At 29.1% G+C, this 21,574-nt stretch carries 28 protein-coding genes; 19 read left to right on the forward strand and 9 right to left on the reverse strand.

The window, feature by feature from the left end; genetic code table 11:
• Positions 1–34: 34 nt before the first annotated feature.
• The 4 genes from CSPA_RS08815 to CSPA_RS08830 all read left to right on the forward strand — a co-directional run bounded on the left by CSPA_RS08815 (position 35) and on the right by CSPA_RS08830 (position 2,967).
• Positions 35–1,270, forward strand: a complete 1,236-nt coding sequence (locus CSPA_RS08815) for a phage replisome organizer N-terminal domain-containing protein (RefSeq protein ID WP_015391894.1) — start codon at positions 35–37, stop codon at positions 1,268–1,270.
• A gap of 82 nt (positions 1,271–1,352) precedes the next feature.
• On the forward strand, positions 1,353–1,946 hold the full coding sequence (locus CSPA_RS08820) for an ATP-binding protein (RefSeq protein WP_035280945.1): 594 nt from the start codon (positions 1,353–1,355) through the stop codon (positions 1,944–1,946).
• 157 nt (positions 1,947–2,103) lie between these two features.
• A complete protein-coding gene (locus CSPA_RS08825; protein ID WP_015391896.1) occupies positions 2,104–2,346 on the forward strand; it encodes an AbrB/MazE/SpoVT family DNA-binding domain-containing protein in 243 nt (80 codons plus the stop codon).
• Between the two features lie 69 nt (positions 2,347–2,415).
• Entirely contained in the window at positions 2,416–2,967 is a 552-nt protein-coding gene (locus tag CSPA_RS08830; protein ID WP_015391897.1) for a GNAT family N-acetyltransferase, read from the forward strand.
• A gap of 178 nt (positions 2,968–3,145) precedes the next feature.
• Here the strand turns inward: CSPA_RS08830 and CSPA_RS08835 are convergent, their stop codons facing one another.
• From CSPA_RS08835 to CSPA_RS08845, 3 genes are all read right to left on the reverse strand, one after another.
• Complete coding sequence (locus tag CSPA_RS08835; protein ID WP_015391898.1) at positions 3,146–3,919, reverse strand: EFR1 family ferrodoxin; 774 nt, start codon at positions 3,917–3,919, stop codon at positions 3,146–3,148.
• 229 nt (positions 3,920–4,148) lie between these two features.
• The gene (locus CSPA_RS08840; protein ID WP_015391899.1) at positions 4,149–4,688 is read right to left on the reverse strand and encodes a cysteine hydrolase family protein; all 540 of its coding nucleotides are present in this window, start codon (positions 4,686–4,688) and stop codon (positions 4,149–4,151) included.
• A gap of 143 nt (positions 4,689–4,831) precedes the next feature.
• Positions 4,832–5,269 carry an Rrf2 family transcriptional regulator gene (locus tag CSPA_RS08845; RefSeq protein WP_015391900.1) on the reverse strand — a complete coding sequence of 146 codons (438 nt, stop codon included), beginning with the start codon at positions 5,267–5,269 and terminating at the stop codon, positions 4,832–4,834.
• Positions 5,270–5,591: 322 nt separating this feature from the next.
• Here CSPA_RS08845 and CSPA_RS08850 point away from each other — a divergent pair, with 322 nt between their 5' ends.
• Complete coding sequence (locus CSPA_RS08850; protein ID WP_015391901.1) at positions 5,592–6,224, forward strand: DsbA family oxidoreductase; 633 nt, start codon at positions 5,592–5,594, stop codon at positions 6,222–6,224.
• Positions 6,225–6,290: 66 nt separating this feature from the next.
• On the opposite strand, the gene CSPA_RS08855 is transcribed toward CSPA_RS08850, so the two are convergent.
• The 3 genes from CSPA_RS08855 to CSPA_RS08865 all read right to left on the reverse strand — a co-directional run bounded on the left by CSPA_RS08855 (position 6,291) and on the right by CSPA_RS08865 (position 7,535).
• Entirely contained in the window at positions 6,291–6,509 is a 219-nt protein-coding gene (locus CSPA_RS08855; RefSeq protein ID WP_015391902.1) for a DUF2922 domain-containing protein, read from the reverse strand.
• A 126-nt stretch (positions 6,510–6,635) separates the two neighbouring features.
• On the reverse strand, positions 6,636–6,860 hold the full coding sequence (locus CSPA_RS08860) for a DUF1659 domain-containing protein (protein WP_015391903.1): 225 nt from the start codon (positions 6,858–6,860) through the stop codon (positions 6,636–6,638).
• Positions 6,861–6,941: 81 nt separating this feature from the next.
• Positions 6,942–7,535, reverse strand: coding sequence for a TetR/AcrR family transcriptional regulator (locus tag CSPA_RS08865; protein WP_015391904.1), 594 nt, complete (start codon positions 7,533–7,535; stop codon positions 6,942–6,944).
• A gap of 196 nt (positions 7,536–7,731) precedes the next feature.
• Between CSPA_RS08865 and CSPA_RS08870 the strand changes: the two genes are divergently transcribed.
• The 5 genes from CSPA_RS08870 to CSPA_RS08890 all read left to right on the forward strand — a co-directional run bounded on the left by CSPA_RS08870 (position 7,732) and on the right by CSPA_RS08890 (position 11,270).
• Positions 7,732–8,211, forward strand: coding sequence for an HXXEE domain-containing protein (locus CSPA_RS08870; RefSeq protein ID WP_015391905.1), 480 nt, complete (start codon positions 7,732–7,734; stop codon positions 8,209–8,211).
• 177 nt (positions 8,212–8,388) lie between these two features.
• A complete protein-coding gene (locus tag CSPA_RS08875) occupies positions 8,389–8,913 on the forward strand; it encodes a PadR family transcriptional regulator (RefSeq protein ID WP_015391906.1) in 525 nt (174 codons plus the stop codon).
• A 125-nt stretch (positions 8,914–9,038) separates the two neighbouring features.
• A complete protein-coding gene (locus tag CSPA_RS08880; RefSeq protein ID WP_015391907.1) occupies positions 9,039–10,253 on the forward strand; it encodes a glycosyltransferase in 1,215 nt (404 codons plus the stop codon).
• A 144-nt stretch (positions 10,254–10,397) separates the two neighbouring features.
• Positions 10,398–10,799 (forward strand): VOC family protein, encoded by a 402-nt coding sequence (locus CSPA_RS08885; protein ID WP_015391908.1) that lies wholly within the window; start codon positions 10,398–10,400, stop codon positions 10,797–10,799.
• Between the two features lie 51 nt (positions 10,800–10,850).
• Entirely contained in the window at positions 10,851–11,270 is a 420-nt protein-coding gene (locus tag CSPA_RS08890) for a GNAT family N-acetyltransferase (RefSeq protein WP_015391909.1), read from the forward strand.
• Positions 11,271–11,574: 304 nt separating this feature from the next.
• Here the strand turns inward: CSPA_RS08890 and CSPA_RS29090 are convergent, their stop codons facing one another.
• Positions 11,575–11,760 (reverse strand): YvrJ family protein, encoded by a 186-nt coding sequence (locus CSPA_RS29090; protein WP_081603980.1) that lies wholly within the window; start codon positions 11,758–11,760, stop codon positions 11,575–11,577.
• Positions 11,761–11,813: 53 nt separating this feature from the next.
• On the opposite strand from CSPA_RS29090, the gene CSPA_RS08900 reads away from it, so the two are divergent.
• On the forward strand, positions 11,814–12,920 hold the full coding sequence (locus CSPA_RS08900; protein WP_015391910.1) for a diguanylate cyclase: 1,107 nt from the start codon (positions 11,814–11,816) through the stop codon (positions 12,918–12,920).
• Between the two features lie 57 nt (positions 12,921–12,977).
• On the opposite strand, the gene CSPA_RS08905 is transcribed toward CSPA_RS08900, so the two are convergent.
• Positions 12,978–13,166: a YvrJ family protein gene (locus CSPA_RS08905; protein ID WP_015391911.1), complete on the reverse strand. Its 189-nt coding sequence runs from the start codon at positions 13,164–13,166 to the stop codon at positions 12,978–12,980.
• Positions 13,167–13,746: 580 nt separating this feature from the next.
• On the opposite strand from CSPA_RS08905, the gene CSPA_RS08910 reads away from it, so the two are divergent.
• The 5 genes from CSPA_RS08910 to CSPA_RS08930 all read left to right on the forward strand — a co-directional run bounded on the left by CSPA_RS08910 (position 13,747) and on the right by CSPA_RS08930 (position 17,772).
• Positions 13,747–14,589 (forward strand): SUKH-3 domain-containing protein, encoded by an 843-nt coding sequence (locus tag CSPA_RS08910; RefSeq protein ID WP_015391912.1) that lies wholly within the window; start codon positions 13,747–13,749, stop codon positions 14,587–14,589.
• Positions 14,590–14,647: 58 nt separating this feature from the next.
• Positions 14,648–14,983 (forward strand): nuclear transport factor 2 family protein, encoded by a 336-nt coding sequence (locus CSPA_RS08915; RefSeq protein WP_015391913.1) that lies wholly within the window; start codon positions 14,648–14,650, stop codon positions 14,981–14,983.
• 217 nt (positions 14,984–15,200) lie between these two features.
• A complete protein-coding gene (locus CSPA_RS08920) occupies positions 15,201–15,521 on the forward strand; it encodes a hypothetical protein (protein ID WP_015391914.1) in 321 nt (106 codons plus the stop codon).
• Positions 15,522–15,754: 233 nt separating this feature from the next.
• Positions 15,755–16,411 (forward strand): class I SAM-dependent methyltransferase, encoded by a 657-nt coding sequence (locus CSPA_RS08925; protein ID WP_015391915.1) that lies wholly within the window; start codon positions 15,755–15,757, stop codon positions 16,409–16,411.
• A 392-nt stretch (positions 16,412–16,803) separates the two neighbouring features.
• Positions 16,804–17,772 carry a beta-ketoacyl-ACP synthase III gene (locus CSPA_RS08930; RefSeq protein ID WP_015391916.1) on the forward strand — a complete coding sequence of 323 codons (969 nt, stop codon included), beginning with the start codon at positions 16,804–16,806 and terminating at the stop codon, positions 17,770–17,772.
• A gap of 169 nt (positions 17,773–17,941) precedes the next feature.
• On the opposite strand, the gene CSPA_RS08935 is transcribed toward CSPA_RS08930, so the two are convergent.
• A complete protein-coding gene (locus tag CSPA_RS08935; RefSeq protein ID WP_015391917.1) occupies positions 17,942–18,496 on the reverse strand; it encodes a TetR/AcrR family transcriptional regulator in 555 nt (184 codons plus the stop codon).
• A gap of 182 nt (positions 18,497–18,678) precedes the next feature.
• On the opposite strand from CSPA_RS08935, the gene CSPA_RS08940 reads away from it, so the two are divergent.
• The 3 genes from CSPA_RS08940 to CSPA_RS08950 all read left to right on the forward strand — a co-directional run bounded on the left by CSPA_RS08940 (position 18,679) and on the right by CSPA_RS08950 (position 21,569).
• The gene (locus CSPA_RS08940; protein WP_015391918.1) at positions 18,679–19,443 is read left to right on the forward strand and encodes an EFR1 family ferrodoxin; all 765 of its coding nucleotides are present in this window, start codon (positions 18,679–18,681) and stop codon (positions 19,441–19,443) included.
• A 507-nt stretch (positions 19,444–19,950) separates the two neighbouring features.
• Entirely contained in the window at positions 19,951–20,874 is a 924-nt protein-coding gene (locus tag CSPA_RS08945) for an ABC transporter ATP-binding protein (RefSeq protein WP_015391919.1), read from the forward strand.
• Positions 20,871–21,569: an ABC transporter permease gene (locus CSPA_RS08950; protein ID WP_015391920.1), complete on the forward strand. Its 699-nt coding sequence runs from the start codon at positions 20,871–20,873 to the stop codon at positions 21,567–21,569. The genes CSPA_RS08945 and CSPA_RS08950 overlap by 4 nt, the downstream gene beginning before the upstream one ends.
• The last annotated feature ends 5 nt before the right edge of the window (positions 21,570–21,574 follow it).

Genomic DNA, 21,574 nt, shown 5'->3' on the forward strand with positions numbered 1-21,574 from the left:
ATTGAAATATTTTATATGTGGGAGCGTGAAAGTTATGGCAGATATTAAATGGATTAAATTAGCTACTGGTATGCCTGATGATGAAAGAATGAAGTTAATAGATGAAATGCCAGAGAGAGATACAGTTCACTATTTATGGATAAGATTACTTATACAAGCAGCTAAGACTAATGCTGATGGGGCAGTTTTCTTATCAGAGGATATGCCATATACTGATACAATGCTTGCTGTAATATTTTCTAGGCCTTTAGCATCTATAAAACTTGCATTAAAAACATTATTACGTCTTGGGATGATTGAAATAGATTCTGATAAAATAATCAGAATTGTAAACTGGGACAAGCATCAAAACATAGAGGGAATGGAAAGAGTTCGTGAACAAAATAGAAAAATAGCTGAAGCTCATAGAGAAAAGAAAAAATCAGAGAAGAATGCAACTAAAAGCAATAAGGAAGAAACTTATAAAGATGAAGCATTAGAAGAAGATATAGATTTAGGAGAAAATAAAGACTTAGATGAAAATGAGGTATTAGAAAATTTAGAAACTAGTGAAGAAGCTTATGAAAATGCTGTTAGTGATGATAAAACTAATACTCATACTAATGAATCAGTTAGTAATATCAGTGCTGAAACTGCTAATAATAATTGTACTGTTACTAAAAATACTAGTAACGTTACACAAAATAAAAGTAACGTTATAGTAACGAAACAGAATAAGAAAGAGATAGAGAATAAGAAAAAGAATAAGAATGAGAAAAAAGAGATAGATAAAGATAAAAACATAGAGAGTAATAAAAATAATGCTTGTGATTTAAATAATAAAACCTCAGCTTGTGATAAAGCAACAGGTCATTCTAGTATCTTTGAGCAGCATAATAATACTAAAAATGAAGCTGTAGAAGAAGCGGATATAAATCTTAAAGCTTTAGAGCTTATGCATTATCATGAAAAAATAACAGGGAAAGTTGGAGGTTGTGACTACGTTGCACTAAGATCAGCTATTGATATTCATGGAGAAAAGTGGGTTAAGATGGCTATGGATGTTAGCTTTGAGAAAAATTGTCCAGACATAAAGTATGCTATTGGTATATTAAAAAATTGGAGACGGGAAGGGTATCCAGAGGATAAGGTGGAGGTAAAGAAAAATGGGTTTAGAAGCGCTGGAAAGAATAGCACAGCGGATAAAAATGAATTTACAGGATTCAAACCAAAAGAACCAAAAAAACTTACAGAAGCCAAACGAAAGTGGGCAGAGGCGAACCTTATATAAATGCGAGAAATGTTCAGATACTGGCTGGATTTTAGTACCACAGAAGAATAGACAGACTCTTGCAATAAGTTGCGAATGCAGGATGATAGAGAAGTTGAAAAGTGAGTGGACTTATTCTGGAATCAATGTAGAACATGGTAAAAATACCTTTTCTAATTTTGAGGTTTGGAATAAAGAAGCTGAAAGATTAAAGGAAACTGCAGCATCGTATTGTAGTGACTTTGATGAAATTAAGGATAGAAGAAGAAATAGTATTTTATTATGTGGTCAAGTTGGAAGTGGAAAAACACATATTAGTATTGCTATTGCATTAAATTTCCTAAAGCAAAAAATAAAAGTTGTGTACATGCCTTATAGAGATATAATCACAAAGGTAAAACAAAATATGCTTGATCAAGAATACTATAGAAAAATGATATCAAAATATCAATTGTGTGAAGTATTACTTATTGATGATCTTTTTAAAGGAAAAATCAATGAAAGTGATATTAACATAATGTTTGAAATTATAAATTATAGATATCTAAACTTCCTGCCAATCATAGTTAGCAGTGAATTTTCTATTGATAGATTATTAGCTTTTGATGAAGGGGTAGGGTCAAGGATATATGAAATGTGCAAGGATTATTTAGTTGAAATTGAGAAGGGGATTTGGAATAATTATAGGCTTAGATGAGCAATTATAAATGGTCAATTGTCGCTGGTCAGTGATCAATTTTGGAGCTGTAAGGCCCAATTGATAATCGATAATTGAGAATAGAATTTGAATATGTTTGAATGTATTGTCAATTTAATTGACAATTGTAATATATTATGAAAAGGAGATTTTGAATATGAGAGAATCAGGAATGGTTAGAAACCTTGACAATGTGGGGAGACTTGTAATACCAAAGGAAATTAGAAAGGTATTAGGAATAAAGGAAGGAGAGCCACTAGAAATAGTAAAGGTTAATAATGAAATTGTTGTTAAAAAATATAGTAGGGGATGCATTTTTTGTGGAAGTGAAAAAGATATTTTGAGATACAAAGCTGTGCTTGTTTGTGGGGAGTGTAAAAGGAATTTGGGACAAGAATAATATTAAATATAGCAATGTTTACAAAATATGTTATAATCTAATGATAAATTGGAATTTGGAGGGACTTACATGAAATTTAATGAAAAAGAAATCAAATTAAAAGATGGGACAAGATGTATATTAAGAAGTCCTAATGAGCTTGATGCTGAAAAAATGCTTGAATATTTGAAAATGACATCAGAAGAAACACATTTTATGGTTAGATATCCAGAAGAAATTAAAATTACAACTGATAAAGAAATTGAATTTATTAAGGAAAGTTTAAACAGTAAGCAAGACCTTATGATTGCAGCATTTATTGATGATGAACTTGCAGGTAATGTAGGACTTAATTGTATAAGAGATCATATTAAACTTAGGCATAGAGCAGCCTTTGGAATTTCAATAAAGGAAAAGTATTGGAATAAGGGTATTGGAAATATACTTATTAAAGAAGTAATTGAGCAGGCAAAGCAAATTGGTTATGAGCAGATTGAACTGGGAGTATTTTCAGACAATGAAAAAGCCATTGATTTATATAAAAAGTATGGTTTTGAGACTTGGGGGATTATGAAAAATGCTTTTAAACTTAAAGATGGAAACTATCATGATGAAATTAACATGGGAAGAATGCTAGAATAGTTATTTAAATTCAAAAGGGAAGTATACTTATAAATTATTTGTAGTATGCTTCCTTTTTTGTGAAATTTCTTAATATATGTTACAAAATAATTATTTTAAGCTTAAATATTTTAGCAGGAAATCAGCCTTCATTAATTATTAAATATTCACGACTTTACCATACATATCTAGAGTTTTGTTATTTCTGAATTAACTCAGTTACCTTTATGTCTGGATTATGATAGCGGTCTCTGCTTATAGTTACTTTTTTATATTGTATAGATTTTTGTGGACACCATTGCATACAGGCAAGACAAGATTCACAGTGATGCTCCCATTTTGGCTTTCCTTCATCCATAACTATATTGTTTGCAGGACAGACCTTGGAACATATACCACAACTTATACATTTTTCATCAGTCCAAAAGTTCTTATCAATATTTTGGGGTTTAAAAGTTTTATATATCAATTTACCCAAGGTATTTATAATGGGATTAGTCTTATATTCAACCTGTAGATTATCCTTTATGTTTGAAGCTATTGTAGAAATTTGATTTTGCTGATTTTTAAAAAGTTTATCTTGTTTTTCTTTTGAGGCAGGAGAATATAATAGCTGATCGTTACCTGGTAATAAAATACCAAAGGATGCAGATAATTTAATATCTTTCTTATTCAGTAAGGTTTTTATTTGATTAAGAGATGTACCGACTGTTCCTCCAAAAGTTGATATAGCAAAAACATAGGTGTTCTTATTGATGTGCAAATTTTCTATAAAGTTTTTCACCATTACAGGTATTCCTGAAAAATAAACAGGAAATACAAAGCCTATTTTATCTGATTGAGTGTCTTCTGAAGTGGACATAGTGTTTTTGGAAATTTGTATAATTTCAGAGTCTTCTAATTGCTCACTTAGATCTTTTGCAACCTTTAAACAATTTCCAGTACCAGAAAAATAATAAATTGTTGTAGTCATGTTAATATCACTCCTTGATTTTTAATAGTAAGTTTATTATAGTAAAGAATTTAGATTAATTATATTCAACAACATGTAAAGTATTCGTTATCCCAAGCAGGAAAATATTTATTTTAAAAGTAATGCTGAAAATTTTTTGTGAAAGAAATTTTACTCAACTTATATTATAAATGATTTTGAATGAATGATTATCAATAACAGTGCATTGCCTGCAAAAAAGTAACTATGGTTAATTTGTAGTTGTTAATCTTTTTATTGTATCATTTAGATTTTCTACAGTAGTAAATCTATCTTTAAATATAGTAAAGTTATAATAATCATATAAGTCTTTAGCCAAAATATTTCCATTATTAAAAGTTGTATTTGTTTTTTCAGGTGTAATAATATTAAAACCATATTCAAAAGCAACTTTACAAGTAGTATCTATGCAATATTCAGTTTGCATACCGGTAATAATTAAATTAGTTATATCTTTGCTGTCTAAATATTCTTTTAAATCTGTTTGTCTAAATGCAGAATTGTAATTTTTAGACAGCACCTTTTCATTTTTATTTGGACTAATTTCATCATAAATATTCCAACCATCTGAATTTGGTTCTAGAATGCTCCCAATTTCTCCATTGTGCTGAACGAAAATCACTTCTGTATTATTTTCTCTACATATTTTTATTAGGCTTTTTATGTTATGTATAACTTCATTTATATCAAAAGGATTCAATTTTACTAATGCCTTTTGAACATCGATAACTAAAAGTGCTGTATTTTTCATTTTTTTATCTCCTTTTTTATTTCAAATTATAAATACTCTAACTGACTTATTTTTGTTTTATTATGTGCATAATAATGATCTATATATTTGAATATAATATTATAATTATTGTAACTAAAGTAGTTACAACAAAAATAAAAAAATTAAATTTCGTTATTTATTTTATTATTTAGATCTTTAATTAAATTTTCAAGTGTAACAGAAGATAGAACATTTTCCATAGCATCTTGAGCTTTAAATAACACTAATTCAAGAAGGCTTTGAATATTTTTCCCGATAGGGCAATCTGGATTAGGATTTTCATTGAATTGAAAAATGCCTCCTTCATCTACAACGTTAACTGCTTTATAAATTTCAAGTAAAGTTATATCGTTTAATGGCTTATTAATAGATGCACCTCCAGTTCCAGAAGTTACATTTATTAAACCTGCTTTTTTTAACATACTAGTTATTCTTCTAATTACTACAGGATTTGTATTTACACTGCCTGCAATAAATTCAGAAGTACAAAGTACGTCTTTTTGAATAGCTAAAACTGATAATATGTGAATAGCTACAGTAAATCGACTACTAATTTTCAATTTTTATCACCTCGTTGTAACTATTATAGTTTCAACCATAAAAACAGTCAAGTATATTTTAACATTTCCCAAATTACTTGTCGGATTTAAAATGAAAAAATATATGAATATAGTATTGACAAAATTAATCGATGTAACTATAATGATTACAACATGATGTAACTGACGCTGTTACATCTAGAGTTAATGTTATAAGGCGTTTTGTTTTGAAAGGTTTATATTTTCAAGATTGTGCAAAAAGTATATGTTACAGAAGACAATTCTTATAGATATAACTAAAGACTTAATTGAAAAAATAGATATGAAAAGGAGAGAATAAATTATGAAAGTAGAAATTTGGTTTGATTTTGTATGTCCATTCTGCTATATGGGTGAAAGGAAGTTTGAAAAGGCATTAGCAGCTTTTGAACATAAGGATGAAGTTGAAATAATATTTAAAAGCTTCCAATTAAATATGTCACAGAAAGATGTTAAAGGAAAAGACATTCATCAAGTTATAGCTGATAAGTACAATATTACTTATGAACAAGCTAAGGATAATAATGATAGAATCACAAAGGCTGCTGCTGAAGTTGGTCTTAATTATAGATTCGATATATTGAAATTGAATAACACTCAATTAGCTCATGAAATTTCGAAATATGCTGAAAGTGTTGGAAAGGGAACAGAGCTAGTGGACCTTTATTTTAAAGGATATTTTGAAGAAGGCTTAGATATAGGTAATGAAGAAAAACTACTTGAACTAGCAGAGAAGGCTGGCTTAGATATAAGTGATTTGAAAAATCAGTTAGCTGGAGAAAGTTTAAAAGCTAAAGTAAAAGAAGATGAAGCTTTAGCAAGGAAGCTAGGAATAAGCAGTGTTCCATATTTTGTTTTTGATAATAAATATGCTGTGTCAGGGGCTCAAGAGCCTGAACAATTTTTAAAAGCTTTAAAGCAAGCCTATAATAATTAAGATAGAGAAACCTAAAATAGACGGTAGTGTCGCAATTAACACTACCGTCTATTTTTAAGCTCTAAATTAAGCTACATCAAATTTGGTAACTTGTCTTTGAGTAATTTGGGCACCAGATTTCTTAGCAAAAGTGCCAGAATTAGTTTCAAAAACATTCTTAGCAACTATTGTGTCCATAAGGCCATTGATTTGGTCCTTAGTAAGATCTGGTTTAACACCAGCAACACTTAAAGTGCTTTTCTCACCAGATGTTGTTAAAAAAGTCATAGCTAAAGTATATTCCATTTAATCACCCCCTTTTTGCAGTTTACAGGTTATAATTTACAGTTTACAGTTAGAGATTAGAGTAATTTAGATTACGAAGTAATCTTCTCCTCAACTGTAAACTGTGCACTGCTAACTGTAAACTGTCTAAGCGTTTGCTAAGCTAGAAGATTCATTTATAAAGTAATCTCTAGTCTTAGCTTGCATAGCACCTTTAATTGCATCTGCAACAGCATATACATTTTCAGGTGCAGCATCTTTCTTGATGTTTGAAAAAGTCTTTTTAGTATAGATTGGATCACCTGCCTTGTCAGTACCTTTTTGAACTTCGATACTAAGGGAAACAGAATCAATGTTTTTTGTTACTGCCATTTGTTTTTACCTCCTTCATTGTCTTTTCATAAAGGATATATGGATAAAATTCGGTTGTAACATAAATAATTGAAAAAAGTTTTATTGAATAACATTTTTAATAAGCAGTTCAATATAAGCATTCCTCTTTTTAGGATCATTTAATTTAATTCCAAAAATTTCTGTAGCACGATCTCCCAACAAAACAGGAAATAGTAAACAGCTTAATAATTGCGTAACTAGTATCTGCAAAGTAACATCATCCTTATCTGGTCGAATTTGTTGAATCGTGGCTTTAATTAGTTCTACGCCTTCCATCTCTAGATATTCTTGAAATTTATTTTTAGTGGAATTCTCATAAATGCTTTGATGTATTAAATTTTTTATCTGATCAGGATACTTGATCAAATTTTTCGTATACTTATCAATGAAAGTTCTTAATCGAAGTTCGGGAGCTTCATTAGTATTTTTTAAACATTTAAATATGTTTTTTGATTGAATCATTAAATATTCAAGTGCTTCATTGATGACATTATCTTTAGAACCGAAATGATAATTAACTGCAGCAACATTTACGTCAGCAACTACAGCTATTTTCCGAATTGTAACATTTTGAAATCCTTCTTCAGATATAATGTTCAATGTAGCTTCTAAAATCTTGTCTTTTGTGTTGAGATTGCTCATATCTTTTTTCATTATAATTTACTCCTATATAGAATTTAGTTTTAAACATAGTTTGATTATTATTTTATAAATGATGGTTGTTTTTGTCAAATGAAATCTAAATGACCTTGCTTATTTTAATTGACATAAAACGAATTTAAAAGTATAATTTAATCATAATTTAAAACAGTGTTTTAAATTATGATTAAATTATAGGGGGATTGATATTATGGTACATGAGTATTTTCTATGGATTGCAACTTTAGCATATGGTCTACACATTGTTGAAGAAATGGTACTGGATTGGAGGGGATGGGCAAGAGGTTTTCTAAAATTACCTGCAGAATGGAACGAGTTTTATGTTTTTAATGCAGTGGTTATTTTATATGGATGCATTTCAGCAATTATTGGATGGAAATGTCCAATGATCGCTCTTTCATATCCTGCATTAATGTTAATAAATACTGTTTTTTTTCATCTCTTGCCAGTCTTAAAAAGCGGTAGGTTTTCCCCAGGATTGTTTACAGCGCTAATACTTTTTGTCCCGATTGCTGCTTTGACATACTATGGTGCTAGTGTTGATGATGTTATTTCCATCAAGTCAATTGTATTTTCAACCGTATTTGGTATCATTTTTATGGCATATCCAATTACTTTGCAAATTCTTAAAACAAAACCATTTTTTTTACAACAAAATAGAAATGACTAAAAGTTATAGTAGGATACAGCTAACATACGTATAAACTTGACCACATATTGGATTTAATAACCGATATGTGGCTTTTTCAGCTTTCATATATAGGAATATTTACACTATGTTTTGTATTGACAAATATAAAACATACTACTATAGTTTATAGTAGTATAATGAATGGTGGTGATTAAATTGTCTTCAATAAATTTAATAATACTCGGTTATTTGCAGAACAAAGAAAAAAGTGCTTATGAAATGGTTAAAGAATTTGATAGTTGGAATCTTAGTAATTGGTTAAAGATCAGTGATCCATCAATTTATAAAAATATAATTAAATTATGCGATAATGGATATTTAAATTCAAGAACTGTTAAAGAAGGTGAAATGCCCGAAAAAACATTATATTCAATGAATGAAAAAGGAAATACATATTTCAATGAACTAATGGAAGAAAGTTCAAAGAATATAGGAAAAGTTTATTTTGAATTTAATGCATTTTTTAATAATATTGAGCATTTATCAGAAGAAAAAAGAAAAGAATATCTAATAAACTTCAAAAACAAGATAGAAGAACGTAGACTTACTGTAGAGTCAAGATATAATCATGAAAAGCACAATGAAATAATTGGCTCTGGATTTTTTCTATTGGAACTATATAATGAATTTTATAATGTTTTAGAAAAATGGTCTGAAAAAGTTATTGATCATTATAATTAATTAATGAATGTCTCTAATAAATATTTATATTTGGAGACATTTTTTTACCCGAGTACTATATAATATAGTAATTTATTATACACTAATATATTTTTTATTATAATATTATTTAGGAGGTTTATCTTATGAAAAGAATATTATTTGCGCCTGGAATAGCTTCTATTGAAGCATTAGGAAGTATAACCAGATTAATTGCCATAGCAGATGAAATAAAAAGATTACAGAAAGATTGTAGTATAATGTTTAGAACTGCAGGAAGAGAAGCAGACTATGCTGCGGCCTGTGGATATAAAGTAGTGCAAGGATATAAACCTGAGTTTGATCTACAAAAGATGTTGCAGCAAGGTAACAATAATAGTAGAAATTCATCTAATAAATTCAATATCAGCAGTTTAGCTGATGTAATGAGACTTAAAGGTCTTATTTCTGAAGAATATGTTCAAAATACATTTAAAGAAGAAATGGAGCTAGTAGAAAGTTTTAAGCCAGATCTGATATTAGGGGAATTTGAAACATTAATGCCTATAGTTGCAAAGAAAATGGACATACCTTACTTTTGTACAGGAGGTACTTCAAGCAAGAAAGATTTCTCCAAGTTTGGATATTCAAATAAAACTAAATATGGATATGAAGAAAGTTATAATGAGCTTTTAAAAACTTTAAATTTAGATACCATAGAAAACATATGTGAACTTAATCAAGACTATAACTGCAGCAAAGTTTTTATTCCAAGCATATCTGAATTAGAGGCTTTAGAAGATAGTTCAAGATATATATTTTTAGGATCAGTTACACCCAAGAATTTTATAAAATCAGATTTTAACTTTGAAAAGAAACGTCCGTTAATATACGTATATTTAAGTGCTAGTCAAATAACACCGGCGATATATGAAAAGGTAATTTTAGATGCCTTTTTAGGTTCAGAATTTGATGTTATTGTCACAGCAGGAGGGAACCCTAGCTTTAAAAGCAATGTGTCCTCTAATACTAGTAATGTTCACTTTATGAGTATGGTTCCATCAGATAAGGTAGTAGAAATGGCAGATATAGCTATTCATCACGGCGGACAAAATACCACAGTACAGTGCATTGAAAATGAAGTACCTGCAATTATTTTCCCGGGAAATCATTTTGAACGTCATTTTAATGCTGAAAAAGCTTCTGAAATAGGATGTGCATCAAATCCTGGCATAAATAATTTTAATAGTGAATTCCTTTTAAAAACATGTAGAAAAATTATTAATGACAACGAATTTAAACAAAATCTCAAGATATATTCAGCCAAAATAAAAAGTGGTGGCGGTGCAGTTAAAGCTGCTGATTTTATATTGAATTATTAAATTCTGTAGAAGTTTATTATTGCGTGATTAAAAAATGATGTAGTAAATTATAAAAATGTCTTTGAAAATTGAATAATGAGATTTTTACAAAATATGCTATAATTAATGCAGATTAGTAAATTATTATGGAAGAGGAGGTAATTTATGAGCGTTTGTAAAAATGAAAATTTAATGATTATTTTTTATGTAAAAGATCAAGGAAAAAGTAAAGTATTTTATAAGAAATTGCTTGGGTATGAACCAACTCTAGATGTTGTAGGAATGACTGAATTTCACATAGTAAACAATGTTTTATTAGGATTAATGCCAGAAGAAGGAATCATGAGAATTCTTGAAAACAAAATACCAAATCCTAAAGATGCAAATGGAGTGCCAAGGAGTGAGCTATACATATTCGTTGACGATCCTGATGAATACTATCTCAGAGCAATAACTGCTGGTGGAACTGGTATAAGTAAAACAGAACTAAGAAATTGGGGAGATTATGTTGCGTATTGCTCTGATGTTGATGGACATATACTAGCGTTTGCAAAGAAAGCAAATTAGTGAGTTAGAAAATATAATGTACAAAAAATCTATGAAAATGGGGATTAATATATGGATGATATAAAACTTGTTAGAAGAGCAATAACAGCAGATGAATTTATTGAAATGAGACAATCGGTTGGTTGGGATTATCCTGAAAAAGAAGTGATTTCTATTGGACTTAAGAATACAATATTTTCAGTATGTTTAGAAAAAGATAAAGAGATAGTTGGTTATGGTAGAATTATTGGTGATGGTGCATTTACACTATATATTCAAGACATAATTGTTAAACCTGAGTATCAAAGGAGAAGCTTAGGTATTGGAATAATGAATGAAATTATGGAATATATAAAAAAGAATTATGCAAAAGGAACAATGGTATGCTTAATGGCGGCTAAAGGTAAAGAAGATTTTTATAAGAAGTTTGAATTTGTTGTTAGACCAAATGAAGTGTATGGTGCGGGTATGATTCAGTATATTGATAAATAACCTTTAAAATAAAACCAAATAAAGATAAAAGTTCAATGATTTTCTGGATGATAGTATTAATAATAAGGGCGGCAATATTTTGTTTTTCTATAAGTAATTATACTAATTATGGTAAAGACAGAGTTTGCAATAATATTTTAAAATTCAATTTAAAGTAAATGCATTTTTAGAAACTATATAGAAGCTTTGCAATTTATAGTAGAAGAATTTAAAGATAAAGTAGACTAGAAGTTTTTATTAATTTTTAAGGAGAGTAATGAATAAAGCGATAAACACTGAAAAAATATATGTTTATCGTTTTTGCTTATGCTACTTTATCAGGATTGTCATTATTAATAACAATTCCAAGTTTGGTTGAGATTATGGTATTTAATTTGCTAATAGAATTAGACAGGTTATTAATTTGTTTTTCCAAACGAATTAGCAAATATACTGCTACAGCAACGGCAAAACCATTATTTGAAAATTGAGTAATGTGTATTTTTAAAATATGTTATAATCACTGTAGAATAAGTGTCAGTTTATGGGGAGAAGTGATAAATTATGTTTCTTAGTTTTTTTCAAAATGCATGTATTTTAATAGCATCTATGAGTATTGTTCAACATTTTCTTAAAGATAAAAAAATTTCACTAGATATGTCCTTGAAAAGTAAGTTTCTATGGGGCTTTTATAATGGTATATTAGGTATAATACTGATGATAAATAGTGTCCCTATTACATCAGAGACTTTTATTGATTTTCGGTACATACCAATTTTATTTTCTGCTCTCTATAGTGGTTTTTTATCTTCAATTGTTTCTTCAATTTTGATAGGTATTTTTAGATTTCTAATTTTAGGAATATCTAATATATCACTAGTTGGATTAATAATAGCTTTGCTTATGGGGGTTGGATTTGGAATTATTTCTTTATTAAAGCTATCAAAGAAAAATCAATATATTTATTGTATGCTCTTCTTTATTATAGTATCAATTGCTTCGTCATTTGTGGTATCAGTACCGCAAAATTCAACAGGAGTTTTTCAAACCGTGATATTATACTATCCAGGATATTTAATAGTATCTTATCTTTCAATTAAATATGTAGATCACATACTGGAAGTAATTAAAATTTATCAAAGATTAAAAAATGAAGCAGCAAAAGATTATTTGACTGGTTTGAATAATGTAAGGCAATTTGATGATAGGTTCAATAGTATTTCTCAGATGGCTATACGAAAAGGAGAAGAGTTATCTCTGTTATTTATAGATATTGATTTCTTTAAAAAAATAAATGATACTTATGGTCATAATGCAGGAGATACTATTTTAAAAAGTTTAGCTCCAATCCTTATTAATACGTGTAGGACTTATGATGTTGTATCTAGAATGGGAGGGGAAGAGTTCTCTGTAATATTATTGGATTGCTCAGAATCTAAGGCTGTTAAAATTGCAGAAAGATTAAGAAAGAATGTTGAAGAGAATGATTTTTACATTTCAGATAATGAAGCTATAAAAATTACAATTTCAATTGGAATAGCATCATATCCTAAACTGACAAGCCAAATTGATAATTTGCTTGAAAATGCTGATATCGCATTATATGAAGCAAAAAACAGTGGAAGGAATAAAGTGGTTTTATTTAACCATGAAAATAATAATAATTTTTAAAACAGGGTAATGAATAAGGCGATAAACATTATAAAAATAAATGTTTATCGCCTTTACTTATGCTACTTTGTCAGGATCGTCATTATTAATAACAATTCCAAGTTTGGTTGAGATTATGGTATTTAATTTGTTAATAGAATTAGACAGGTTAATAATTTGTTTTTCCAAGCGAATTAGCAAATATGCTGCTACAGCAATAGCAAAACCATTATTAACGATCAAATTAATTAATTGATTTACCTCCATGACTTGATCACCTCCTATAAATGATATATGAGAAAAATACACTTAAGTATGGTGTTGTACTTTAAAGGAAGCAAAATTTCATGAATCTAATATCAACTCTTTAAAGATGAATAAAAAATAATATTGTTTTGAGAAGGATTAGTGGAAGGTGGAATAATCTCAACTACAATATGAGTTGGAGTAGCAACTGCAGCAGTTGTTGGAACAGCTATAGGTTTAGATGGTGCAGCAATAAAATAAGTAATGGAGAAAACGGTATTGACGAACAATGATATAAATGGACTAGAGGATATCATTAGATTAGATAAGAGACTTTTTAGAATAAATATATAACTACTATTTATGTTATAATTGAATTTGATTGGGAAGTTATTGCATGGTAGGGATAAAAATCTAATTTTTAGAAATTTTTAAAATCATACCTATACTTTGGGTTGCAAAGTATTAATTTCGTTCTTTTTAACATACTTTACTGGATAACAATGCTTAGAGTTAGTGTTAAAGGTTGAAAGTGAGGATATGATATGCGTATAAAAGCTTATAGTTAAGAGGTAGTATTTATCGTTTATGGGGGAAAACAATGGAGAAGTTTAAAAGTGATATTACAAAAAGGGAGCAAATGATTTTGCTCTTAAAAAAGTCAGGGTGGTATGAGGGGCGTCAGGTAGATATCTTAGGATTTGAACAACAATGTAATGAGTTAGGAATAGAGCTATTTGATAGTGCTAAAAAGTTTCTAGAAGAATTTATGGGAATAGACAAGTATGTAGAATTTAAATCTATTCACCCATGTGAGGAAGTTAAAGACTGGGACTATGACTATACATTTGATTTTAGAACAAATCCTCATGATAGAATATGGTGGAAACAATATCGAGAAATTTTAAATTTTGTTGAAGAAGAGTGTTTTTATTTGGGGATGTCAGGATATTACTATTCTGCTGCAGTAGCAATAGGTCGCTCAGGAAAATTATATTTTAAACATGATTATAATGATAAGATTCAAGTATTCGATGATTTGATAGACAGCATGCTTAGTGAATTAGACGACATGAATATAATAACTTCATCATTATATAAAGTTAAAGAAGATGAACATTATTACAATAAAAGTTTTATTATTGCTGATGATGTTGTAGAGTTTGAAAGAATATATGGAATTGATTTAGACAAATTTAATACTGAAACCTATGATGTGTTAGAAAAGGTATATCAAAGTTTGCCATCTTATATTGAAAGTCCAATATTTCTTCCTCGTTGGTATGGAGATGAGGAAAAAGAAGATAGATATTTTATAACAGTTACATATGATATGGAAGGAGTGCAGTTTTTTGGGAAATTGCCTATAGATGATTTTTTCCAATGGGAAAATAAATTACATGAGTTAATACAGATAGAAAAATTTCCGTTTAAATATAATTAGCAAAGTAAAAGAAAATTAATAATTGAAACACATATAAAAAGAAAGCAAGGAGAATAAGATGAATCCAGAAGAAATAGTTAAAAAGCAATTGGATTTTTATAATAAGCATGATTTAGAAGGCTTTGTGTCTACTTATCATAATGAGGTTGAAATTTATAATTTAATAGATAATTCAATTATGATAAAAGGTAAAGAACAATTAAAGAATAGCTATAGAGAAAGATTTGAAGTGTTAAAGGTTTATGCAGAGATAGAAAATCGAATTGTTATAGGAAATAAAGTAATTGATCATGAATATGTAACTGGCTTGGAAAAAGATGCAATAAAAAAAGCTGTTGCAATTTATGAAATTGAGAATAATTTAATAAAAAGAGTTTGGTTTATTTTTGAATAAATTAAACAAAAAATAATTAAGTATACTTACCGTATTATTCAGAAAATGAATTTTGCGGTATTTTTATATGAAAATTAAATAATATGATGTTTATCTTAAAGAATTAATTAAAGGTTTGTAAGCAATTTAAGGATACAATAACTATTAATAATTGAGAACTTAAAAGAATGCATAGTTCTATTAGTAAAGAAAATACTAATAGGAAGAGGTGAAGGATATGCAAATAAAGAAATTTTTAATAGTGCTTTTAGTATTTTTATTTATATTTGGGGAAGTTGCTCAAGCAGAACCGATTCCTACTTCAACTACTTTAAAAAAAGGTATATATGATATTTCACCTGAACACAAAGGGTATTATCGCAATATTAAACTTATAACTCCAGATAAACCTGTTACTATTACATTACTTAACTCTAAAGGTGCTCAGATATTGTTTGCGATACTTAGTAATGAAAATGACTATATAAAATTTGGACCTATAGAAATTGGAGAGATATTAATTGTAACTGGTGAAGGAGAAATATCTGTAATTCATTAAGAGTAGATTCTTATTCTTTTATAAATTTCTATAACACTTTTTGTAAATTATTGATTTGCAATTAATCAAATAAAAAAGAAATAATAGGAATTGAATGTGCCATAATGTAATTATAAATTACGGCGCATTTTTCTTTCAGAATTATTTTTGAGGTTGTTGGTTACTAAATTAAAATAATATAATTTAAATGTAGTATATAATAACTTACAGAAATTTATTTGGGAGATGGTTAAATGGAATTAGAGGAAATGAGTAGTTTTTTCAATAGCAGAGCTAAAAACTATGAGCAACATATGATGAATAATATTGAGGGAGTAAATGAACTTTATAGTGAAATTGCAAAATTAATACCAAAAATAAATGAACTGAATTTGCTTGATTTAGGATGTGGGACAGGTTTAGAGTTAGATGAAATTTTTAAAATTAATTCAACAGTTAAAGTCACAGGGATTGATTTAGCTGAGAATATGATGGAAAAAATAAAACAAAAGCATAATGATAAATTAAACCAACTTAATCTCATTGTTGGTAACTACTTTGATTATGATATTGGAACATGTATGTTTGATTGTGCTTTATCTGTGGAAACTCTTCATCATTTTACACATGAAGAAAAGATTAATTTGTATAAGAAGATTTTCAAAAGTTTAAAGCAGAATGGTTTTTATATTGAAGCGGATTATATGGCGCCAAGTCAAGAATATGAGGATTACCACTTCAATGAAAATAGAAGAATTCGCTCAAAATTAGGGATAACTGAGGGCTTCTATCACTATGATACTCCGTGTACTGTAGAAAATCAGATACAAATGCTGCAGAAGGCTGGGTTTAAATCTGTAGAAAAAGTTTGGGAATATACTAACACTGTTATTTTGTTAGCAAAAAAATAGTTTGGTTGTAATTTGAAGATTAATCTTAAAATATCTCTTTTTAGATTGATTACTTCTACTATAGCAAAAATATAGTAGAAGTTTTTTTCTGTACTATACTTCATTTTTGCATCTTTGTGGATGAGTAATTATATAGCCGCAGGCGTTATATTTAGATTCGGTATTGTTCATAATATTATTTCATATCAAAACTTGTTCTCAGATGACTAGTCATATTAATACAGTAAATCACAAAAATGTTCTTTGTAACTGTATAAGGCTACATTTACAAAATATGTTATAATTAATTTGATATAGTAATTTATTAGATAAAGTATTTGATTAAGATAAATTAAGAATAGCATTTTATAAAAATTATTATATTAATATTTGCATAATTAAGGAAGTGTAATATGGGAATACAAATAATTTCAGCTGGTAGTTGTTTACCTGAATTAATAGTAACAAATGACGATTTATCAAAATTTCTAGATACTAGTGATGAATGGATAAGTACCCGTACTGGTATCAGACAACGTCATATTGCTACAAATGAAACTACCACAGATTTAGGAGTAAATGCAGCTAAAATAGCTTTAGAGAATAGTGGATTATCATGTAATGATATTGATTTAGTTATATGTGCTACTGGAACACCAGATGTATGTGTACCAACAGTAGCAGCAAACATAAAAAAAGAATTAGGTATAGAAAGTGCTCCTGCATTTGACATGAATACTAATTGTTCTAGTTTTGTATATGCTATAACAGTTGCAGAGAGTTTAATGAAAAATTGTAACTATAAAAATGCAATTGTTGTTGGTGCTGATGTAAATAGTCAAATTTTAGATTGGGAAGATAGAGGAACAGCAGTACTTTTTGGTGATGGAGCTGGTGCAGTAGTATTATCAAACACTGAAAGCAAAGGGATTCTTTCCACCTATTTAGATTGTGTTATAGACAAGGACAATTCCCTTGCATGTAATAATAAAATAGAATCAACTCCATTTTTTGAGGCAGATTCTGAAAGAAATACAAAGGTAGTGATGAGTGGAAAGAGTGTTATGAGGTTTGCAACTAAGGCATTTTCAGAAGCAGTTAATGCAGTTGTAGAGAAAGCTGGCATTTCAGTAGAGGATATTAAATTAATAATTCCACATCAAGCAAATTTAAGGATTTTAAAAGCAGCTGCTAATAAGATGAATATAGATGAAAAAAATATATATGTAAATATAGATAAAGCATCAAATACCCAAGCAGCAACTATTCCAATTGCATTACATGAAATTTTAAGCAAGAATATGATAAGCAGAGGTGATATTGTTCTATTTGTAGCTTTTGGAGCGGGACTTTCATCGGGAGCAGTATTACTAGAGTGGTAATGCATGAAATATTAAATTCCATGAGAATATGGAATGACTTGTGTAATTGAATAATTTGATATGTTATATATTTCTTATGAAACACTACAACCAGATGATATTATCTTTCTAGTTTATAACTAAAAATGATAATACACATAGTTTTATAGTAAGGAAAAATTTAATCATATCACTGGTGAGTCAATTGTTCTCGCTCTAGTAGCTGCAATACCTGCTCAGCCATATATTCTGCAGGATAAGGCATTGAGTTTACAATCCACCATTCCATTGCACCAACAGCAGCTGAAGCAACATATTGCACCAGTATTTCCTTTCTTATATTTTGATTACTTCCAGTCATATCTAGGTGCTTTTCTATCTGCTTAATAGCGAGTGTTAAAAGACGCTCTCTAAAAATAGGCATGGATTTGTTAGTTAGCATATTGGAATAGAAAAAGGCATGCTGCTCAAGGTATCGAAATGTATTAAGTAGCGAAGCTTTTGGGGCAACATTGCTAGTTTCTCCATCTGACAAGCAACTTTCACATAATTCGTTTAAATGAGTATCTATACATTGATTCAGCAGATCAAATTTGTCCTCATAGTGCAAATATACAGTTCCACGGTTTACATTTGCTTCTTCTGCAATTTCGTTAATGGTTATCCTTTCAAAATCTTTTTCTGACATGAGCTTGATAAAGGCACCCATAATGGCCTGTTTTGACTTTATAATACGTCTATCCATAAAGATATCTCCTCGTCTTAAAAAATTTCGTGATATTCAACATTCAGTTGTATTTTGTTCATTAATAAACAAATCTGACTTTTTTAACTATTGAATTGCACTAGCATAGTTGATAAATTAATTATATTGAACAGATGTTGAAAAATCAACGAGAATTCAAATAAAGAAAGGCGGACGTTAACTTGAAGATATTTTATTTTACTGCTACAGGGAATAGTTTATATGTTGCAAAAAAGATTGGTGGAGAATTGTATTCAATACCTCAGATGATAAAGGCAGGAGAATATGAATTTGAGGATGAAGCTATAGGTTTTGTATTTCCTTGTCATGGATTCGGAATGGCAAAAATAGTTAGTAATTTTATCAAAAAGTCAAAATTTAAAGCTGATTACTTTTTTGCAATTATGACATATGGTGCTAAACCATTCTCAGGACTGAGGCATATTGAACTTGTAGCCGAAGAATCTGGTATCAAGTTCAACTATACAAATGAAATACTGATGGTTGATAATTTCCTTTCAGCATTTAAGATGGAGGAGGAAATAATAAATAAGAACCCAGAAGATATTGATGAAAGGCTTAATAAAATAATAGCTGATATTACAAATAGACGAAAATCTCTTGTAACAAAAGGAGTAGCATCCAATATTCTATCTAAATGCGGCCGTGGGCTGGCTGATAAACTTAGTAATAATTTTGCAGCTAAGCGATTTATAGTTAATGATAATTGTACTAGCTGTAAAATATGCGAAAAAGTTTGTCCTGCAAATAATATTAAAGTTGAGAATAAACCTAAGTTTTTAAGTAGATGTGAAACATGCCTAGCCTGTATACATCATTGTCCACAAAATGCAATACACATGAAATCTGAGAAAAGCAAAGCAAGATTTATAAATCAAAATGTTAAGCTTAAAGAATTAATTGATTCTAATAATCAAGCTTATTAAGAAGCACAAAATAATAAGTCAGAAATATTAGGATGAGCAGATAAAGATATGCCCTATAATTATTAATTAAGTGAAGATACATTAATTCAAAAAGAGCAGTAAATTGAAACCTAAACATGGATAAATACTATTATAGTATATATTTATGTTTAGGTTCATTTTATTATAGGAGTTATTTATTAACTATGTGTTTATAATAACAAACCAGTTATATATAAATTCACGATATATATTCTAAAGAATATGTGTCTAAAATGCGATGGAGAGTGATTTTAGATATGGTTATGAAATTGGTAAGCTAATATAGTTTGGATGAAACGGAAGTGTTCTCTAGATTTAAGGCAGTGAGGAGAAAATAGCTTAATTAATCTGGGATATAAGAATGATGAGAATAATAAATAAAAAAATACAAATATTTAGTATTGCGTTTTATAATTTCCAGTGTTATACTTCATTTAAGGTACTGCAGTACCTTAAATGAAGTATAATACTGGAGGTGTTTGAGTTTTGCCAATAATACAAACGAAGAAGTTAACAAAGAGTTATGGCTCGAAAAATAGTGTGTATGACATTAATCTGACTGCTAATGAAGGTGAAATATATGGTTTTTTAGGCTTAAACGGTGCAGGAAAAACAACTACAATGAGGATGTTGCTTAAAATGATTAATCCTACATCTGGTGAAATTTATTACTCTGGACAATCAATTTCAAAGCTGTCTTCTGAATTTTGGAATCAGGTTGGGTACTTAATTGAAACACCACATGCTTATCCAAACTTTACTGTAGAAGAAAATCTTATATTGTATGCAAAGCAAAGACTAATACCCGATTCAGAAATTAAGAAACGAATTGGTGACATTTCACAGCAGTTATTGCTAGATAATTACCTACAGGCTAAGGTAAAAGAGCTTTCCTTAGGAAACAATCAGAAAATTGGATTAGCAAAGGCGCTTATTCATAAACCAAAGATTCTTTTGTTAGATGAACCAACAAATGGATTAGATCCGGAGGGGCTTGTAGTTGTTCGTAATTCTCTATTAGAAATGGCTAAAAATGGGACAACCATTTTTATATCAAGCCATCTATTAGATGAGATGGAAAAGCTGGTAAGTCGAATTGGTATATTAGTTCATGGGTGTCTGCTACGGGAATTAAACTTTTCAGAATTTGAAACCTGCAGAGAATCCAAGCTTTACATAAAAACGGAGGGCTCCAGCAAGAAGCTTGCACATTACCTTGCTACAAAAAGCTTGGAATTCACATCAGTAAGTGAAGAGGAAGTACTTGTTTCGGATATATCTATTAACCAATATTCTGATTTATTACAGCAGTTAGAAAATCAGAAATTGAATCCAATGATTTTTCAACCTGTAAATGAAAGCTTGGAAGAATTCTTTCTTAGAACTATTAAGGAGGGCAAATCATTATGAAACAGATATGGTCGGTGACTAAAATTGAGTTTTATAAAATAAGACGAGGTCATATACCAATTTACATTCTAGCTTTTTATAGCTTTTTGTTACTTATCCATATGCAAGATAAGACGTGGGGAGAATTTTTGAAAAATACTTTTTTTATGTATTCTACTGTTATTGGATTAATGGGTTTTGGTATTTTAAGCAGTTGGGTATTTGGTAGAGAGTATCAGGATCAAACTTTTAAAGATCTTTTATCATTGCCAATTTCTCGTACAAGTTTAGTATGTGCAAAGTTTTTTGCTTTAGGATTATGTTTTTTAGGTATAACGGTATTAGCAATTGGTGCGACATTTGCTATAGGTTCTTGCTTAGATTTGAAAAATTTTGATGTGCTATTGACTGGAAATCTTTTAAAAAGGTTAGGGATAGCAACACTCTATAATTCTGGTCTTAGTTTTCTATTTCCTCTTATCGCCAGCATGACAAGAGGAATATTGGCTCCTGTTAGTACTTCTTTTGGAGCTGTAATTGTAGCTGCTATTTTTGGATCACAGCCTCTAGGGCGTTATATCCCGTGGACAATTTCTGGAATATATTTAAACAATCCTGAGCTTATTAATTGGATCAGTAAATTGACGATTTTTGTTATTCTATTTATTGGTGTTTATGGTACTATATTATGGTGGAATTATGTAGACCAAAAGTAGGAGGT

This window comes from Clostridium saccharoperbutylacetonicum N1-4(HMT) (assembly GCF_000340885.1).
GTDB lineage: Bacteria > Bacillota > Clostridia > Clostridiales > Clostridiaceae > Clostridium > Clostridium saccharoperbutylacetonicum.

Bases quoted from the DNA above. Each gene is read 5' to 3' on its own strand.
- CSPA_RS08880 (WP_015391907.1), top strand. From the start codon at position 9,039: ATGAAAAGAATATTATTTGCGCCTGGAATAGCTTCTATTGAAGCATTA.
- CSPA_RS08820 (WP_035280945.1), top strand. From the start codon at position 1,353: ATGATAGAGAAGTTGAAAAGTGAGTGGACTTATTCTGGAATCAATGTA.
- CSPA_RS08915 (WP_015391913.1), top strand. From the start codon at position 14,648: ATGAATCCAGAAGAAATAGTTAAAAAGCAATTGGATTTTTATAATAAG.
- CSPA_RS08900 (WP_015391910.1), top strand. From the start codon at position 11,814: ATGTTTCTTAGTTTTTTTCAAAATGCATGTATTTTAATAGCATCTATG.
- CSPA_RS08865 (WP_015391904.1), bottom strand. From the start codon at position 7,535: ATGAAAAAAGATATGAGCAATCTCAACACAAAAGACAAGATTTTAGAA.
- CSPA_RS08930 (WP_015391916.1), top strand. From the start codon at position 16,804: ATGGGAATACAAATAATTTCAGCTGGTAGTTGTTTACCTGAATTAATA.
- CSPA_RS08860 (WP_015391903.1), bottom strand. From the start codon at position 6,860: ATGGCAGTAACAAAAAACATTGATTCTGTTTCCCTTAGTATCGAAGTT.
- CSPA_RS08920 (WP_015391914.1), top strand. From the start codon at position 15,201: ATGCAAATAAAGAAATTTTTAATAGTGCTTTTAGTATTTTTATTTATA.
- CSPA_RS08850 (WP_015391901.1), top strand. From the start codon at position 5,592: ATGAAAGTAGAAATTTGGTTTGATTTTGTATGTCCATTCTGCTATATG.
- CSPA_RS08825 (WP_015391896.1), top strand. From the start codon at position 2,104: ATGAGAGAATCAGGAATGGTTAGAAACCTTGACAATGTGGGGAGACTT.
- CSPA_RS08905 (WP_015391911.1), bottom strand. From the start codon at position 13,166: ATGGAGGTAAATCAATTAATTAATTTGATCGTTAATAATGGTTTTGCT.
- CSPA_RS08855 (WP_015391902.1), bottom strand. From the start codon at position 6,509: ATGGAATATACTTTAGCTATGACTTTTTTAACAACATCTGGTGAGAAA.
- CSPA_RS08910 (WP_015391912.1), top strand. From the start codon at position 13,747: ATGGAGAAGTTTAAAAGTGATATTACAAAAAGGGAGCAAATGATTTTG.
- CSPA_RS08950 (WP_015391920.1), top strand. From the start codon at position 20,871: ATGAAACAGATATGGTCGGTGACTAAAATTGAGTTTTATAAAATAAGA.
- CSPA_RS08890 (WP_015391909.1), top strand. From the start codon at position 10,851: ATGGATGATATAAAACTTGTTAGAAGAGCAATAACAGCAGATGAATTT.
- CSPA_RS08935 (WP_015391917.1), bottom strand. From the start codon at position 18,496: ATGGATAGACGTATTATAAAGTCAAAACAGGCCATTATGGGTGCCTTT.
- CSPA_RS08830 (WP_015391897.1), top strand. From the start codon at position 2,416: ATGAAATTTAATGAAAAAGAAATCAAATTAAAAGATGGGACAAGATGT.
- CSPA_RS08815 (WP_015391894.1), top strand. From the start codon at position 35: ATGGCAGATATTAAATGGATTAAATTAGCTACTGGTATGCCTGATGAT.
- CSPA_RS08925 (WP_015391915.1), top strand. From the start codon at position 15,755: ATGGAATTAGAGGAAATGAGTAGTTTTTTCAATAGCAGAGCTAAAAAC.
- CSPA_RS08840 (WP_015391899.1), bottom strand. From the start codon at position 4,688: ATGAAAAATACAGCACTTTTAGTTATCGATGTTCAAAAGGCATTAGTA.
- CSPA_RS08870 (WP_015391905.1), top strand. From the start codon at position 7,732: ATGGTACATGAGTATTTTCTATGGATTGCAACTTTAGCATATGGTCTA.
- CSPA_RS08885 (WP_015391908.1), top strand. From the start codon at position 10,398: ATGAGCGTTTGTAAAAATGAAAATTTAATGATTATTTTTTATGTAAAA.
- CSPA_RS08835 (WP_015391898.1), bottom strand. From the start codon at position 3,919: ATGACTACAACAATTTATTATTTTTCTGGTACTGGAAATTGTTTAAAG.